Genomic DNA, 15,983 nt, shown 5'->3' on the forward strand with positions numbered 1-15,983 from the left:
ACGGAGGACTCGATGAGCCCAGCCTCGAACGGTGACGAGCGCAGCCTCGGCGAGCTGTTCTCCTCCGCCACGGCGGAACTGTCCGCCCTGGTGCACGACGAGATCGCGCTGGCCAAGACCGAGATTCGGCAGGACGTGAAGCGCGCCGCGATCGGCAGCGGCGCACTGGTCGTGGCGCTGGCGCTCGGCCTGTTCGCGGTGCCGATGGGCAGCATGGCGCTGGCGTACGTCATCCACCGCACCGGGCTGCCGCTGGACGCGTCGTTCGGCATCGTGTGCGGGGCGTTCGTGCTGCTCGGCGTGCTGCTCGGCCTGCTGGCCTACAGCCGCTTCAAGAAGGTGAAGAAGCCGGAGCGCTCGATCGCCTCGGCGAAGGAGACCGCCGTGGTGCTCCAGAAGGCCAAGCCGCGCCCGCGCGACACCGCGCCGAAGGACGCCGGGCAGTTGGGCGCCACCGTCGCGGCGCCCGCGCTCGAATCGAAGATGTGACACGCTCGACACCATGAGCCTTCCCGCCGGGTCGTCGCCCAGCCAACCCAGTCGGCCCGCCAGGTCCGCCAGGTCCGAGCAGCCCGACCGGCCCGAACCGGTGCCGGGCCGGATCGACCCGCTGGAGCGCAGCGCCCCCCTCGCCCCCGCGCCCACCCGCGGCAGCCAGGTCCCCCGTCTCGACGGTCCCTGGACCCACCGCGACGTGGCCGCCAACGGCGCCCGGTTCCACATCGCCGAAGCCGGTGACGGCCCGCTGGTGCTTCTGCTGCACGGCTTCCCGCAGTTCTGGTGGACCTGGCGGCACCAGTTGACCGCACTGGCCGAGGCCGGCTTCCGGGCGGTCGCGATGGACCTGCGCGGGGTCGGCGGCAGCGACCGTACGCCCCGCGGCTACGACCCCGGAAACCTGGCGCTCGACGTGACCGGCGTGATCCGCTCGCTGGGCGAGCCCGACGCCGCGGTGGTCGGCCACGACCTGGGCGGCTACCTGGCCTGGACCGCCGCCGCGATGCGGCCGAAGCTGGTGCGCCGCCTGGTCGTGTGCTCGATGCCGCACCCCCGGCGCTGGCGCACCTCGATGCTCACCGACCTGCGGCAGAGCAGGGCCGGCGGCTACATCTGGGGCTTCCAGCGCCCCTGGGTGCCCGAGCGGCAGCTCGTCGCGGACGACGCGGCGATGGTCGGCAGGCTGATCCGGGACTGGACGGGGCCCGGGCCGCTGGACGAGGAGGCGATCGACGTCTACCGCGAGGCGATGCAGATCCCGTCCACGGCGCACTGCGCGGTCGAGCCGTACCGCTGGATGGTGCGGTCGATGGCCCGGCCGGACGGCCTCCAGTTCAACCGCCGGATGAAGCGCCCGGTACGGGTGCCCACCTTGCAGATGCACGGCTCGCTCGACCCCGCGGTCGGCACCAGGAACGTGGCGGGCAGCGGGGAGTACGTCGAGGCGCCCTACCGCTGGCGGCTCTTCGACGGCCTCGGGCACTTCCCGCACGAAGAGGACCCGGTGGCCTTCTCGACCGAGCTGGTCAACTGGCTCCAGGACCCCGAACCGGACCGCTGAACCCGCCCGGTACGACAGCGGAGCCGTCCGGTACGCCTGCCGAACCCGCCCACTGCGATGATCCGATGATCCCCAAAATGCCGGGCGCATAAGCCAATCGGACGACCTGAAGGCGATTACCGACCCGATGGCGCGGGCACGTAGCACCGTATGGGTTCGACGCACGACTACCGTGACGTATCACGCACTCACCGAAACCTCGCAGCCGCCGATCGGGCTATTCCGATGACGCTGCTCCCCACCGGGGCCGGTCGCCTCGGTATCCCCCGCATACTCGGCCGCCGGGCCCGCTGGGTCAGTGCCCGGCTGCGCCATGTGAGGGACTGACGGCGGCACCGCGCAGCACCCGGCGCCGCGCGCCGAGCCCGCCTCACCGGTCCGTCACAGCGCGCAGCCCTGCGTGCTCACCTGCCTGGTCGCCGTACGCCCTGCTGTCACGTCCGGGGCCACCTCGGCGGCGGTGAGCGCGTAGCCGGTGTGCGCGTCGTCCAGGGACTTGGCGAAGACCACCCCGGCCACCTCGCCGTCGGTGGTCAGCAGCGGGCCGCCGGAGTTGCCCGCGCGGACCGTCGCGTACAGCGAGTACACGTCGCGGTGCACGGTGCCGCGGTGGTAGATGTCCGGACCGCTGGCCCTGATCCGGTCCCGGACCCGGGCGGCGCGTACGTCGAAGGGCCCGTTCTCCGGAAAGCCCGCCACGATGGCGTCGTCGCGGCTCTGCTCGGGCTGTGTCCTGAAGTGCAGCGCGGGGGCGTCCAGCCCGGGCACGTCGAGGACAGCGATGTCGCGCTGCCAGTCGTAGAGGACCACCCGGGCGTCGTGCAGCCGCCCCTTGCCGCCGATCTGCACGGTGGGCTCGGAGACGCCGCCGACGACGTGGGCGTTGGTCATCACCCGGTCCTTGGCGAAGACGAAGCCGGAGCCCTCCAACACCTTCCCGCAGCTGGGGGCGGTACCGACGACCTTGACGATGCTGCCGCGGGCGTCGGTCACCGCCTGGCTGCCGACCAGCGCGGGGTCGGGCGCGGGCACCGAGGTGATCGGCTCGGAGCCGAAGGTGCCGAAGACCTGCGGCAGGCCGTTCTGCGCGAGGGTGTCGCTGAAGTCGTTGAACCAGGTGTCGGCCGACGGCGGCATCACCCGGGAGACCCCGATGAGCACCCTCGAGGACCGCACCTCGCGCCCTATCGTCGGCAGCGTCGTGGTCGCCAGCGCGCTGCCGATCAGCCACGCCACCAGCAGCATCGCCAGGACGTTGACCAGCGCGCCGCCACTCGCGTCCAGGGCCCGGGCCGGGGACCAGGTGATGCGGGTGCGGAGCTTGTTGCCCAGGTGGGTGGTGAACGCCTGCCCCACGGACGCGCACACGATGACGATCACGACCGCGGACATCACCGCGACCGAGCCGGGGGTCGCGGTGTCCGTCGCCTTGTCCCACAGCAGCGGCAGCAGGTAGACCGCGGCCAGGCCGCCGCCCAGGAAGCCGGCCACCGACATGATGCCGACGACGAAGCCCTGCCGGTAGCCGATCACGGCGAACCACACGGCGGCGAGGATGAGCAGGATGTCCAGCACGTTCACGGGGAACACGGTCTCACGTCGGCCTGAGCGTGTGGGGCGGTACGGCGCTGCCGGTCGTCACGGCGCCCGATGCGGACGGGCTAGCCGAGCGGTACGGTCCGGTCCCGGTCCCAGGGCCGCTCCCACCCCGCGTAGTGCAGCAACTTGTCGATCAGACCTGCGGTGAAGCCCCACACCAGGGCGTTCTGGACGAGGAAAGCGGGGCCGCGGAAACCGCTGGGGTGCACCAGCGTCGCACGGTTGGCCGGGTCGGTGAGATCCGTCACGGGGGCCCGGAAGACGCGTGCGGTCTCGGCAGGGTCGACCGCGCGGACCGGGCTCGGCTCGCGCCACCAGCCCAGCACCGGGGTGACCACGAAGCCGCTCACCGAGATGTACAGCCGCGGCAGCACGCCGAACAGCTGCACTCCGGCCGGGTCGAGGCCGGTCTCCTCCTCGGCCTCGCGCAGCGCCGCCCGCAGCGGGCCGTCGCCTTCGGGGTCGCCGTCCTCCGGGTCGAGCGCGCCGCCCGGGAAGGACGGCTGGCCCGCGTGCGCCCGAAGGGCCGCGGACCGCTCGATCAGCAGCAGGTCGGGGCCCTGCTCACCCTCGCCGAACAGCACGAGCACGGCCGACTGCCGGCCGCCGCCGTCGGGCGGCAGGAACCGGCTGAGCTGCTCGGGCCGCACCGTCCCGGCGGCCGCGGCCACCGGTTCCAGCCACCTCGGCAGCCCGCCGGCGCTGACGTCCACCTTCGGCGCGCCGGCCTCCCAGGACCGCGTCATGAGGCGCCCAGCGGCGGCGCGGGCTGCCCCGGATAGTCCGGCGGCGGGTTCAGCCGCTGCCCGGGGAAGCCGCCCTTCTCGTACTTCAGCAGCTTCTTCGCCTTCTCCGGGTCCGTCTCGCCCTCGCCGAAGGACGGGCAGAGCGCGGCGATCGGGCAGACCCCGCAGGCGGGCTTGCGGGCGTGGCACATCCGGCGGCCGTGGAAGACGACGCGGTGGGACAGCATCGTCCAGTCCGACTTGGGGAAGAGCGCGGCCACATCGCGCTCGACCTCCTCGGGGTCCTGCGAGGTGGTCCAGCCGAAGCGGCGCGAGAGCCGGCCGAAGTGGGTGTCCACGGTGATGCCGGGGACGCCGAAGGCGTTGCCCAGCACCACGTTCGCCGTCTTGCGACCCACGCCGGGCAGCTTCACCAGGTCGGCCAGCCGGCCGGGTACCTCACCGCCGAACTCGTCCCGCAGGGCGGCGGACAGGCCCAGCACCGAGCGGGTCTTGGCCCGGAAGAAGCCGGTCGGGCGCAGGATCTCCTCCAGGTCCGCCGGGTCGGCGGCCGCCATGTCCTCGGGCGTGGGGTACTTCGCGAACAGCGCGGGTGTCGTCTGGTTGACCCGCAGGTCGGTGGTCTGCGCGGACAGCACCGTGGCGATCAGGAGCTGGAAGGGGTTCTGGAAGTCCAGCTCGGGATGGGCGTACGGATACACCTCGGCGAGTTCGCGGTTGATCCGGCGGGCCCTGCGGACCTTCGCGACCTGGGATTCCGCTGCGGGGGCCTTGCCGACCTTGCTCTCTGCCATGTACGAAGGCTACGCCGAAGGTCCGACAGCGTGGGGCCGGTCACACGACTGCGGTACGGGGCCAGGTCCGGTAGCGTGTTCGCTGACAGCGGAACACCCGGTGGCCGCCACCCGTTCGGCGGCGCGGCGGCCCCCAACCACGCAATTCCGGCCGCCAATCGGACCCCCGGAGCACGGCGGCGCGCACACATAAGACAAACTTGTGATTGATCGCACTGTTTCCCGTGTCATGCATCATGGGGACAGCCCGGCTGACAACCCGGTGATGTCGACAGTCGACAAGGAGAGAGCTCGTGGACGACGTTCTGCGCCGTGCCCCGCTTTTCGCGGCGCTCGACGACGAGCAGGCCGCTGAACTGCGTGCCTCCATGACCGAGGTCACGCTGGCGCGTGGCGACGCGCTGTTCCACGAGGGCGACCCCGGGGACCGGCTGTACGTCGTGACCGAGGGCAAGGTGAAGCTGCACCGCACGTCGCCCGACGGCCGGGAGAACATGCTGGCCGTCGTGGGACCCGGCGAGCTGATCGGGGAGCTGTCGCTCTTCGACCCCGGCCCGCGCACCGCCACCGGTACCGCGCTCACCGAGGTGAAGTTGCTGGGCCTGGGCCACGGCGACCTCCAGCCGTGGCTGAACGTACGGCCCGAGGTCTCCACGGCGCTGCTGCGCGCGGTCGCCCGCCGTCTGCGCCGTACCAACGACGTCATGTCGGACCTGGTCTTCTCGGACGTGCCCGGCCGCGTCGCCAAGGCCCTGCTGGACCTGTCCCGGCGCTTCGGTGTGCAGTCCGAAGAGGGCATCCATGTGGTGCACGACCTGACGCAGGAGGAGCTGGCGCAGCTCGTCGGCGCCTCCCGCGAGACCGTGAACAAGGCGCTCGCCGACTTCGCCGGGCGCGGCTGGCTGCGGCTGGAGGCCCGCGCGGTCATCCTGCTCGACGTGGAGCGGCTCGCGAAGCGCAGCCGGTGACCGGCATCTGATCGTCCACCGGCCGGCGGCCCCCGCAAGGGGGCCGCTTTGCTGTGTCCGGGGGCCGCAGCGGCGCCGTCACCAGGCGAGTTGGGCGATCTCCTCCACCACGGCCGCGCAGGCACCACTCGACGGGTCGATCAGCGGGAAGTGCCCGACGTCCGGCAGCCACGCCACGGTGGGCTCCTCCCCCGCCGCCCTGGCAGCGCGTACGAAAGCGGCGCTGACCTGCGGCGGGACCACGTTGTCAGTGGTGCCGTGCACGATGGTGGTGGCGATACCGGTGGGCAGCAGCGCGGCCGGGTCGGCGTGGAGCAGGCGGTCGGTGGCGTGGTCGGGGCCGCCGAGGAGGTCGAGCACCGCGCCGGAGCAGACGCGCAGCCGGATCGCCGAGGTGAAGTCGGCGACGGGGGCGAGGGCCACCACGCCGCGGAGGGCTGGAGGTGTGGAGCAGTGCCAAGGGGAAGCGGCGGGCAGCAGGTGGCGGGCGGCGGCCCACAGTGCGAGGTGCCCGCCCGCGCTGTGTCCGGTGTACACGACGCGGCGGGTGTCCACGCTGTCCGCGCCGAGTGCCTCGCGGGCGAGCGCGGGCAGGGCGTCGAGCGCGGCGGCGACGTCGTCGAAGGTGTCGGGCCAGCGCCCGGCAGGGGCAGGCGCGGGCGCGATGCCGTCCGCGTGGTCGCCAGGGGGCTGCGGGCGTATCGCCGTGCGGTCCGCTCCGCCGCGGCGGTACTCGACCGAGGCCACCGCGAGGCCGGCCGCCGCGAGGTGCGCGGCGAGCGGGGAAGCGTGGGCGCGGTCGTAGGCGGCCCGCCAGGCACCGCCGTGCAGCAGCGCGACCAGGGGCGCCGGGCGGGCGCCGCTGCCGGTGGTGGCGGGCCGGTAGAAGTCGATCACCTGGTCGGGGCCGTCCCCGTAGCGCGCGGTGGCGTCCGGGGGCACAGGGGCGTGGCCGAACGCCGATGCCTCCTCGGCCGCCGCCCGGTCGGCGGGCGGCGGCGGGGTCGGGCGGGGCACGGCAGCGGTCATCGGTTACGGGGTCCCTTCGCGGTCGCCCTCGGGCTGGCCTTCGGGTCGGGGGTGGGTGCCGGCGCCCGGGAGGGTGCCCGGGCCGGCGGTGTCGCGTGCGTCAAGGATGTCGGCCAGCACGCGGGCGGCGTGCCAGGCGTCCGCGTAGCGGGTGTAGAGCGGGGTGAAGCCGAAGCGCAGCAGGTCGGGCTGCCGGAAGTCGCCGACGACGCCGCGGGCGATCAGCGCGCGCATCACCCCGCCGGCGTCCGCGCAGCGCAGCGACACCTGGCTGCCGCGCTCCGCGTGCGCCTGGGGTGTCACGGAGCGCAGGCGGCCGCGGGGGTCGGTCGCCGCCACGCACGCGAGGAAGAAGTCGGTCAGGGCGAGGCTCTTGGCGCGCACGTCGGCGAGCGTGACTCCGTCCCAGACGTCGAGGGCCGCGTCCAGCGCGAGCAGGGAGAGGATCTCCGGGGTGCCGACGCGCCCGCGCGCCGCGCCGTCGGCGGCCACGTAGTCCGGGGCCATGCCGAAGGGGTCGGCGTGGGAGTTCCAGCCGGGCAGCGGGGAGTCGAAGCGCGGCTGGTGCTCGGCCCGCACGTAGAGGTAGGCGGGCGCGCCCGGGCCGCCGTTGAGGTACTTGTAGGTGCATCCCACCGCGAGGTCCACGCCGTCGGCGTCGAGGGCGACCGGCAGAGCGCCCGCACTGTGGCACAGGTCCCACACGGCGAGCGCGCCGGCCGCGTGCAGGGCGGCGGTGACGTGGCGCAGGTCGTACAGCCGTCCGGTGCGGTAGTCCACGTGGTTGACGAGGGCGGCGGCGGTGCGGGGCCCGGCCGCCTCGGCGATCCCGTCGGCGGGCACCGGCCTGACGGTGCGGCCGGTGAGGCGGGCCGCGGACTGCGCGATGTAGCCGTCGGTGGGGAAGGTGGCGGCGTCGACCAGGATCTCGTCGCGGTCCTGGGGTGCCATGCGGACGGCGGCGACCAGCGCCTTGAAGACGTTGACGCTGGTGGAGTCGCCGACGACGACCTGCCCGGGCGCGGCGCCGATGAGCGGGGCGATCCGGTCGCCGATCCGCTCGGGCGCCGTCCACCAGCCGCTCTCCTCCCAGGAGCGGATGCGCAGTTCGCCCCACTCGCGGCCGACCACGTCGGTCAGCCGCGGCAGCACGGTGGTGGGCAGGGCGCCCAGCGAGTTGCCGTCGAGGTAGACGGCGCTCTCCGGGGAGCCGTCCACCGGGGCCCCGCCGAGGGTGAAGCGGTCCCGGACGGGCGCGAGCGGGTCGGCCGCGTCGAGGGCGGCGGCGCGGTCGGCGAGGGTGTCCTGCACGGTCCGGTCCTCCCGGCTGTCCTGGGCGTGGGGGCGGGTCGCGGGGAGCTCAGACATGGCTGCGCGCCGTCCACAGCTCGGGGAAGACGTTCTTCGCGGCACGCTTCTCCAGCCAGGCCACCCCCGCCGAGCCGCCGGTGCCGGCTTTGGCGCCCATGGCGCGCCGGGTCGCGACGAGGTGGTCGTTGCGCCACCGCCAGACCAGTTCGGCGACGTCGGTGAGGAGTTCGCCGAGCCGCACCAGGTCGGAGTCCTGGTCCTCGGCGGCGTAGACGGCCTGCCAGGCGGCTTCGACCGCGGGGTGCGGTTCATAGCGCAGCGCCGGGTCGCGGTCGAGCACGTCGGCGGGCAGGTCGTAGCCGCGGCGGGCCAGCAGCCGCAGCACCTCGTCGTAGAGGCTCGGCTCGGTGAGGGCCTTCTCCAGTTCGGCGTGCGCGCTGGGGGTGCCGCGGTGCGGCACGATCATGGACGCGGACTTGTCGCCGAGCAGGAACTCCAGGCGGCGGTACATCGCGGACTGGAAGCCGGAGCCCTCGCCGAGGGCGGACCGGTAGGCGTTGAACTGCGCGGGGGTGAGATGCGCGATCGGCTTCCAGGAGGCGTTGAGGGACTCCAGCTCGGGCAGGCTGCGGCGCAGCGCGGCCGTCGCCCCTGCCAGGTCGTCCTGCCGCAGTGCCGCGGCCGCGTGGCTCCACTCGTGGACGAGCAGGGTGAACCACAGCTCCATCACCTGGGTGGTGACGAGGAAGGCCATCTCCCCGGGTTCGTCGGAGAGCGGGTGCTGCAGGTGGGTGAGGACGGACGCCTGGACGTAGTCCTCGTAGGGCGTGCTGCCTTCGAACGAGAGGTTCGGGGTCGCCGCCTCGTCGATCGGTGTGTCGGGCATGGTGCTACCTCCATCGTGCCCCGGGGTCGCCGGGCCTGTGCGGCGATCATCTGCGGTGCGGGCAGATCCGGCAAGGGCCGACAGGCAGCAGGGTGGAGGTGGACCGGGTCGCGCCCCGGCCGTACGAGCCCGGCGCCGCGGGTGGGGCACGTACGCCGCGGCCCGCCCGGGTCGGGGCGGGCCGCGGCGGAGGTTCGCGTGGACCGGCTTCGGCCGGTCCACGCGAGGGTCAGCCCAGCGTGTCCGCGGCGGTCGGCGAGCTGTCGCGCAGGAAGGTCGTGCAGCGCTCGTACTCGTCCTGCTCGCCGATCCCCTGCGCGGCACGGGCCAGCGCGTGCAGGGCGCGCAGGAAGCCGCGGTTCGGCTCGTGCTCGAACGGTACGGGGCCGTGGCCGCGCCAGCCGGCCCTGCGCAGGGCGTCCAGGCCGCGGTGGTAGCCGGTCCGGGCGTAGGCGTAGGACTCCACCACCCGGCCGCCGGCGAACGCGTCGTCGGCGAGCTGTGCCCAGGCGAGCGAGGAGGACGGGTACTTCGCCGCCACCTCGGCGGGCGCGGCACCGGCGGCGAGCAGTTCCCGCGGCTCCGGGTCGTCGGGCAGGTGGGTGGGGGCGGGACCCCCGAGCAGGTTCTCGTGATTGGCCATGGGCTCCAGTCTGCCCGAGCCGGCACGCGTAAGGCCCCCGGCAGGTGCCGGGGGCCTCGGGCGAGCGCGGTGGCCGTGGTGCCGCGCGCCGAAGCCGGCGCGGCGGACGGCTACTTGCGGCGGTTGCCCGCCGAGCGCAGGTCCTGGGCGGCGACGACGACGCGCGCGGCCATGCCGGCCTCGGCGGCCTTGCCCCACACCCGCGGGTCGTAGGCCTTCTTGTTGCCGACCTCGCCGTCGACCTTCAGCACACCGTCGTAGTTGCTGAACATGTGGCCGGCGACGGGGCGGGTGAACGCGTACTGGAGGTCGGTGTCGATGTTCATCTTGACCACGCCGTTCTCCAGCGCCTCGGTGATCTCCTCGATCGTCGAGCCGGAGCCGCCGTGGAAGACGAAGTCGAACGCGTTGGCCTTGCCGTACTTCTCGGCGACCGCGTCCTGGAGCTCGCGGAGGATGCTCGGGCGCAGCACCACGTTGCCCGGCTTGTACACGCCGTGCACGTTGCCGAAGGAGGCGGCCAGCAGGTAGCGGCCGTGCTCGCCGAGGCCGACGGCCTCGACGGTGCGGAACGCGTCGTCGACGGTGGTGTAGAGGGAGTCGTTGATCTCGTGGGAGACGCCGTCCTCCTCACCGCCGGTCGGGGTGATCTCCATCTCCAGGATGATCTTCGCCTTGGCCGCCTCGGCCAGCAGCTCCTTGGCGATGGCGAGGTTGTCGTCCAGCGTCTCGGCGGAGCCGTCCCACATGTGGGACTGGAAGAGCGGGTTGCGGCCGGCGGCCACGCGCTCCTGGGAGATCTTCAGCAGCGGGCGGACGTACCCGTCGAGCTTGTCCTTGGGACAGTGGTCGGTGTGCAGCGCGACCGTGACCGGGTACTTCTCGGCGACGATGTGCGCGAACTCGGCGAGCGCGACCGCACCGGTCACCATGTCCTTGCTGTACTGGCCGCCCAGGAACTCCGCACCGCCCGTGGAGATCTGGATGATGCCGTCGCTCTCCGCCTCGGCCAGGCCGCGCAGGGCCGCATGCAGGGTCTGTGACGACGTGACGTTGATGGCCGGGTAGGCGAAGTTTCCGGCCTTCGCCCGGTCGAGCATCTCGCCGTAGACCTCGGGGGTTGCGATGGGCATCGTTTCCGCTCCTCATGGCTGTGCGGGTGGTACTGCTGGCATGCGTGGCGACGTCATCGTCGCCCTCATCTTCCCAGACTCGAACGGATACACCAGCTCGCCATACACCAGGACGGCCGCGGGCGCGCCCTGTGCGCGCGAACTGCTCCCGGGATGTTCCACGTGGAACATCCCGGGAACCGCGGCATCGCAGGTAAAGCCGGTGTTCAGGACAATTCGAGATCAGCCAGAGAGTACGCCGCCAGATAGGGCAGGCCCGCCTCGGCCACCTTCGCGGCGGCGCCCCGGTCGACGATGACCGCGACCGCCACGACCTCGCCGCCCGCCTCGCGGACCGCCTCGACGGCCGTCAGCGGCGACCCGCCGGTGGTCGAGGTGTCCTCCACCACCAGCACCCGGCGGCCCTTGACCTCGGTGCCCTCGATCCGGCGCTGCAGGCCGTGGGTCTTGGTGGCCTTGCGCACCACGAACGCGTCCAGCCGCCGGCCGCGGGCGGCCGCCGCGTGCAGCATCGACGTGGCGACCGGGTCGGCGCCGAGGGTCAGCCCGCCCACCGCGTCGAACTCCAGGTCCGCGGTGAGGTCGAGCATCACCTGCCCGGCGAGCGGTGCGGCCTGGCCGTCCAGGGTGATCCGGCGCAGGTCGATGTAGAAGTCGGCTTCGAGGCCCGAGGAGAGGGTCACCTTGCCGTGCACGACGGCCTTGTCCTTGATCTGCCGCAGGAGGGCGGTGCGTACGTCGCTCATACGGATGAGATTAGCCGAGCCGCGGGCATGGGTATGTTCCGGACAGAAGGGCGGAAGCGGGTCTCCCGGCTCCCGTCAGCCGACCTTCTGCCAGCTCCACACCGTGCTGATCTCCAGCGGTTCGATCGGGGTGACCAGGCGCGGATGCGTGTTCAGGCCGTTGGGCGGTCCCGACTGCGGCTCCACGCACACCGCTTCGGGCTGCTCGGTGTAGACGACGACCCACTCGCTCGGGCTGCTGACCCGCACTGCCATCTCCCCGGGCCAGTTCAGGGCGACCTCCACACCGTCCGGCATCCCGAAGCAGTCGTCCCAGGGGCCGGGCTTGGGGTCGATGCGGTTGCCGTTGGGCAGGTGGTTGTCGCCGCGCTCCTCCTGCCAGGCGGCGCTGAAGGCCAGCTCGACGTCCTGACCGCCCTGGCCGAGGTTGCGCAGCCACCACGGGTGCCAGCCGGCCTGCGCCGGGAAGGAGTCGCCGCGCGCCTCGACGCTCAGCGTCAGCTTCGCGGAGTGCGGCGCGAGTTCGACGGTGTGGGTCACCCGTCCCGGATACGGCCACGGGTCGGTGAGGTCGTAGTAGAAGGCCGCGGTGGTCGGCGTGGCCGGGGCGGCCTCGTGCCAGACGGAGTGCCGGCCGGTGCCGTGGATCGCGTGCGGCGGCGCGTCGACGGGGAGTTGGTGGCTCACCCCGCCGTTGCGGAACACGCCGTTCTCGGTGCGGCCGCACCACGGCACCATCAGGAAGGCGCCGAACTTGTCCCCCTGGCGGAGGAGTTCGGTTCCGCCGACCTTCAGCGAGGCGATCCGGCAGCCTTGCTCGGGCCGCAGGGTCAGTTCGGCGTCGCCCGCCGTCAGTTTCGTTTCAGTCTCCACGGAAGCGAGCGTAGCGGCCGATACCGCGCCGGCTCACGCGCGCTCGCCCGGGCAGGCGGGTCATCTGCGGCGGCGCAGTACCCTGCCCACCACGACGGCCGACGCCAGCAGCGCCGCGGCCGCCGGCGCCGCCCAGCGCAGCGTCGCCGCCGAGGAGGAGTCCGGGGCGGGCACGGGCGCGTACCGGCCGCGCGGCGGCGCGTGGTCGACCTCCTCCGCGCTGCGGCCGATCATCGTCCGCCGGGCGTGGGCGGCCTCGGCGGGCGGCACCAGGTCGTCCAGCGCGGCGGCGCTCTCCGGGACGTCCACCTCGACCTCGACGAGTTCGAACTCCTCCAGGTCGGCGCCCGGGTCACCGAGGTCGTCCACGATGTCGGGTTCCTCAGAGTCCGGCTCCGCGGCGGACGGCTCTTCGGTGCCCGGCTCTCCGGCGCTGCCCGGTTTCTGGGCGTCCGGCGCTTCGGTGCCCGGCTCATCGGCGTCGGCGATGGGCTCGGGGCCGGTGGGAGGTTCCTCCTGCGCGGCGGGCGGTTCGAGCTCGGCGACGCCCGCGGAGAAACGGTCCAGCAGGCGGCGGAGTGCGGCTTCCGCGACCGCCGGGTCGTAGGACGTGAGACGGCCGTTCGCGGTCGCCTCGCCGCGGTAGGTGATGGTGCAGCCGGACCGGGGCACGTCGATGTCCGCGAGGGTGATCTGGAGGGTGGCCTCGACCACGCCTTCGCCGCGTACCTCTGTGCCCCGTGCCTCCAGCGTGAAGGGCGGGGCGTCGCCCGTCACGGTGACGGAGCCGCGGTAGGTGATGGTCGAGCCGGCGATGCGCAGGCGCAGGCGCCCCCGCGCGACGCGCTCGTCCGTGGCCGTGTCCGGGTCCGGCTGCCAGCCCGGCAGGGCGGATGCCGCGGCGCCCGGGGTACGGAACGTTTCCGCCAGCCGGGCGGACGGGGTCGGGACGAAAGACTCGTGCTCCATGCGGCGGAGCCTACCCACGCGGAACCGGATTGACGGCTCTCCGTCCGCATTTCCCCCACCCGCCCGCCCCTCCCCCGCCCCCTCCAGGCCGCCCGGCCCGCCTACCGCTGCCACGAACAGAGGTGCACTATCTTCACTTCTGCCCGATTCCGCCGGGAAGTCCGGAGCAGACCATGTCGCGATCCTGGTACGGCACCGTCGTAGCCCTCGTGGCCGCCGCTGTCCTCCCCCTCACCGCGGGCTGCGGCACGTCCCGCCACCCGGTCCGCCCGACCGCCGGCACCACCCGGAGCGAGGGGGAACTGCGCCGGCAGGCGGAGGCGCGGCTGACACCGTCGTCCGACGTCCGGTTGCGGTGGACCGGCGCCGTCGAGAAGCGGCGCCGGCTGGGCCGGACGACCCCACGGCTTCCCGCCGGGAAGTACGTCCTGGAGGCGGCGTGTGCGGGGTCGGGGGCGGTGGAGCTTTACTGGAACACGAAGCAGCGGGACAACGACGCCGAACCGGAAGTGCGCTGCGGAGACGGCGTTACCAGGTCCTATTTCAGCGGTGACAACCTCGTCGCGTTCGCGTTCGAACCAAGTGACATCTACCCGCCATCCGGCTACTTGTCGTGGCAGATCATCCCGTCATGAGGAGTCCCCGCGAGTGACGCCTCGGCCGAGCAACGAGTCGAACGCGCCGCGTCCGGCGAGCCTCGTCACCACCGCCGGGTCCTCGATCCAGTCGCTGTAGGAGCCCAGTTGGCGCGGCGTCATCTTCGCGAGTGCCTGCTGCCCGCCGTACTTCCTCATGACCGAGACGAAGTCGTCCTCCGGGCCGGTGATGTATTTCACCGCGCTCCCGCCGCGCCCGTATGGATCGCCCGTGTACGTCGTAGGCGCGCTATGGCCAGGCAGCTGCACCGCGACCGGCCGGATGCTCTTGATGGTGGCAGCCGAGCCAAGAAGCGCTGAGGCGTGGCTGGCGAACGTAGCCCACCACGTCGTGCTCAGCTCTGCGTCCTGGAGGCCCTTCAGCCCGTCCACCAGGTCCTTCGGCGCTTCTCCGGGCGTCGCCATGACCGTCTGGTGAATCCAGCTCTCCAGGATTCCCGTGGCGATCTCCTGGCCCGTCTGTTCTGCGAAACCGGCAGCGCCGTCCGGGCCCGTGGCGAGGGTGGCGGCCGCACGGACGAGGTTCTCCCGTGAGCTGGTCATCGCGTCCGCCCACGCCTGGCTCTCGGCGCCGAGCTGCTGCTCGGTCGTCGTGAAGACGTCACCGTAGAAACCGTCCATCAGGCCCTTCGAGAAGCTGAGGTACGCGACCGCGTCCTGGTCCTCCTCGCTGAGCCCCGCGGTCTCCGCGTCGTTCACGAGCTTCCGGCCGCTCGCCTCGAAGAGTGCGCTCATGCTCGCGGCTGCTTGGGGGTTGCGGATGGACTCCTCCATGAAGGCCTTCCAGACGGAGGGGTGGAGTTCGAGGCCGTCGCGGGTGGGGTTCTGGGAGTGGGTGAAAGCGGTGGGGTTCCAGGTGGGGGCGGGCCAGAAGGCGTCCTGGGCCGGGGAGGTGATCGCGTACTGGAGGTCGTCCCAGTGCTGGGCCAGGATCTCGGAGAAGAGGAGGGAGACCGCGGGGTAGGGGTGGGCGGTCCGGAGGGACGGGTCCTGGGAGTGGGCGAGGTTGGTGGTGAGGAGCCACGCGGTGTTGCGGTCGGAGAGGGCGGGGTGGGTGTCGCGGAGGGTGACCGTCGCGGCCTTGAGGGTGGCGGTGAAGGCGGCGATCCGCTCGGGGGTGGTGCTGCCGCCGCCCGGGTAGAGGGCGTTGGCGGCGATGTCGGGGCGCCGGGCAACGAACTGGCCTGCGGCGAGCGGGCACTTGGCGAGGGCGTCGAAGAGCTGGACGTAGTGGTCGGCGTGCCAGGCGTCCTCTACGGCGGGGGAACCGGACATACGCGGGGTGACGCTGCGGGACGGGTCGGTGGTGAAGGCGCGGTCGGTGAGGGCGAGGAGGAAGTCGGGGGCGTAGGTGCCGCTGTCGACGAGGGGAAGGAGGAGGTCGGGGCGGAACCCTTGGCCGGGGTCGTCGAAGCGGTCGAACCAGGTCGACCAGAAGGCGTGTCGGTCGCGCTCGGGGCTGGTGTCGGCCGCGACGCGGGTGAACCCGCCGAAGGTACGGGCCAGGACGTCGCGGTCATAGGCGAGTTGGTCGGGGTGGTCCGGGTAGCGGCGGTCGTAGGGGCTGCCGGACATGGCGTTGGACAGTTGGGACAGGCGGCGGGGGCCGAGGGTGGTGTAGAAGCCGCGGAGGAAGTCGCCGTCGTAGCCGCCGGCGGCGAGTTCGGCGAAGAGGTGCTCGGGGACGGCGCCGTAGTGGTCGGCCATCTGCTGGTCGAAGTCGCGGGCGAGGGCGCTGCCTTGGGCGGTGGCGCGGGCGGCCGCGCCAGGGGTGACGGCGCTGTCGGGGACGGAGATCAGGGTGCGCTGCGAGCTGTGTTCGCCGATGGCGGCCGCGAGGCGCTGGCGGCGGCGGAGCAGGGGGAGTTCGCCGTCGGCCCAGCGGGAGATGGCGAGCAGCCGGTCCAGCGGCCGGGTGTCGAGGTCGTAGTGGGCGAAGCGGTTGCGGAAGCGGGTGGCGCTGTCATGCAGCCGTTTGGTGTCGCTCTCCAGGGAGTTGATGGTGCCGGGCAGCCGGTCCGGGTCGATGCCGGAGAAGGTCGGCTTCCGCTGGGGGTGTCCCATGTGTCGTC

At 72.8% G+C, this 15,983-nt stretch carries 16 protein-coding genes; 4 read left to right on the plus strand and 12 right to left on the minus strand.

Going from position 1 to position 15,983, the window contains the following annotated elements; translation table 11 throughout:
* Positions 1–12: 12 nt before the first annotated feature.
* Positions 13–489, plus strand: coding sequence for a phage holin family protein (locus tag WA788_RS25095; protein ID WP_335980967.1), 477 nt, complete (start codon positions 13–15; stop codon positions 487–489).
* 13 nt (positions 490–502) lie between these two features.
* Positions 503–1,558, plus strand: coding sequence for an alpha/beta fold hydrolase (locus tag WA788_RS25100; protein ID WP_335980968.1), 1,056 nt, complete (start codon positions 503–505; stop codon positions 1,556–1,558).
* Positions 1,559–1,939: 381 nt separating this feature from the next.
* Here the strand turns inward: WA788_RS25100 and WA788_RS25105 are convergent, their stop codons facing one another.
* From WA788_RS25105 to nth, 3 genes are all read right to left on the minus strand, one after another.
* On the minus strand, positions 1,940–3,139 hold the full coding sequence (locus tag WA788_RS25105) for a MarP family serine protease (protein WP_335980969.1): 1,200 nt from the start codon (positions 3,137–3,139) through the stop codon (positions 1,940–1,942).
* A gap of 80 nt (positions 3,140–3,219) precedes the next feature.
* Positions 3,220–3,903 (minus strand): NUDIX hydrolase, encoded by a 684-nt coding sequence (locus WA788_RS25110; protein WP_335980970.1) that lies wholly within the window; start codon positions 3,901–3,903, stop codon positions 3,220–3,222.
* Positions 3,900–4,697: an endonuclease III gene (gene nth, locus WA788_RS25115; RefSeq protein ID WP_335980971.1), complete on the minus strand. Its 798-nt coding sequence runs from the start codon at positions 4,695–4,697 to the stop codon at positions 3,900–3,902. Before nth ends, WA788_RS25110 begins: the two co-directional genes overlap by 4 nt.
* A 293-nt stretch (positions 4,698–4,990) precedes the next feature.
* Here nth and WA788_RS25120 point away from each other — a divergent pair, with 293 nt between their 5' ends.
* Positions 4,991–5,665 carry a Crp/Fnr family transcriptional regulator gene (locus WA788_RS25120; protein ID WP_103890795.1) on the plus strand — a complete coding sequence of 225 codons (675 nt, stop codon included), beginning with the start codon at positions 4,991–4,993 and terminating at the stop codon, positions 5,663–5,665.
* Between the two features lie 78 nt (positions 5,666–5,743).
* Here WA788_RS25120 and WA788_RS25125 read toward each other — a convergent pair whose 3' ends face one another.
* The 8 genes from WA788_RS25125 to WA788_RS25160 form a co-directional block, all read right to left on the minus strand.
* A complete protein-coding gene (locus tag WA788_RS25125) occupies positions 5,744–6,694 on the minus strand; it encodes an alpha/beta hydrolase family protein (protein WP_335980972.1) in 951 nt (316 codons plus the stop codon).
* A gap of 3 nt (positions 6,695–6,697) precedes the next feature.
* On the minus strand, positions 6,698–8,062 hold the full coding sequence (kynU, locus tag WA788_RS25130) for a kynureninase (RefSeq protein ID WP_335980973.1): 1,365 nt from the start codon (positions 8,060–8,062) through the stop codon (positions 6,698–6,700).
* Positions 8,055–8,891 carry a tryptophan 2,3-dioxygenase family protein gene (locus tag WA788_RS25135; protein ID WP_335980974.1) on the minus strand — a complete coding sequence of 279 codons (837 nt, stop codon included), beginning with the start codon at positions 8,889–8,891 and terminating at the stop codon, positions 8,055–8,057. The genes kynU and WA788_RS25135 overlap by 8 nt, the downstream gene beginning before the upstream one ends.
* 229 nt (positions 8,892–9,120) lie before the next feature.
* Positions 9,121–9,534 (minus strand): DUF3151 domain-containing protein, encoded by a 414-nt coding sequence (locus WA788_RS25140; protein ID WP_335980975.1) that lies wholly within the window; start codon positions 9,532–9,534, stop codon positions 9,121–9,123.
* A gap of 110 nt (positions 9,535–9,644) precedes the next feature.
* Positions 9,645–10,667 carry a class II fructose-bisphosphate aldolase gene (gene fbaA, locus WA788_RS25145; protein WP_335980977.1) on the minus strand — a complete coding sequence of 341 codons (1,023 nt, stop codon included), beginning with the start codon at positions 10,665–10,667 and terminating at the stop codon, positions 9,645–9,647.
* A 206-nt stretch (positions 10,668–10,873) separates the two neighbouring features.
* Positions 10,874–11,413, minus strand: a complete 540-nt coding sequence (gene pyrE / locus WA788_RS25150) for an orotate phosphoribosyltransferase (RefSeq protein WP_335980978.1) — start codon at positions 11,411–11,413, stop codon at positions 10,874–10,876.
* A 75-nt stretch (positions 11,414–11,488) separates the two neighbouring features.
* Positions 11,489–12,286, minus strand: a complete 798-nt coding sequence (locus tag WA788_RS25155) for an aldose epimerase family protein (RefSeq protein ID WP_335980979.1) — start codon at positions 12,284–12,286, stop codon at positions 11,489–11,491.
* Positions 12,287–12,346: 60 nt separating this feature from the next.
* Positions 12,347–13,255: a CoxG family protein gene (locus WA788_RS25160; protein WP_335980980.1), complete on the minus strand. Its 909-nt coding sequence runs from the start codon at positions 13,253–13,255 to the stop codon at positions 12,347–12,349.
* 173 nt (positions 13,256–13,428) lie between these two features.
* Between WA788_RS25160 and WA788_RS25165 the strand changes: the two genes are divergently transcribed.
* On the plus strand, positions 13,429–13,890 hold the full coding sequence (locus WA788_RS25165; protein WP_335980981.1) for a hypothetical protein: 462 nt from the start codon (positions 13,429–13,431) through the stop codon (positions 13,888–13,890).
* Here WA788_RS25165 and WA788_RS25170 read toward each other — a convergent pair.
* Positions 13,885–15,975: a hypothetical protein gene (locus tag WA788_RS25170; RefSeq protein WP_335980982.1), complete on the minus strand. Its 2,091-nt coding sequence runs from the start codon at positions 15,973–15,975 to the stop codon at positions 13,885–13,887. The two genes, WA788_RS25165 and WA788_RS25170, sit on opposite strands and share 6 nt — an antisense overlap.
* Positions 15,976–15,983 lie beyond the last annotated feature (8 nt).

Origin of the sequence: Streptomyces sp. CA2R106, assembly GCF_037034245.1 — a bacterium.
GTDB lineage: Bacteria > Actinomycetota > Actinomycetes > Streptomycetales > Streptomycetaceae > Actinacidiphila.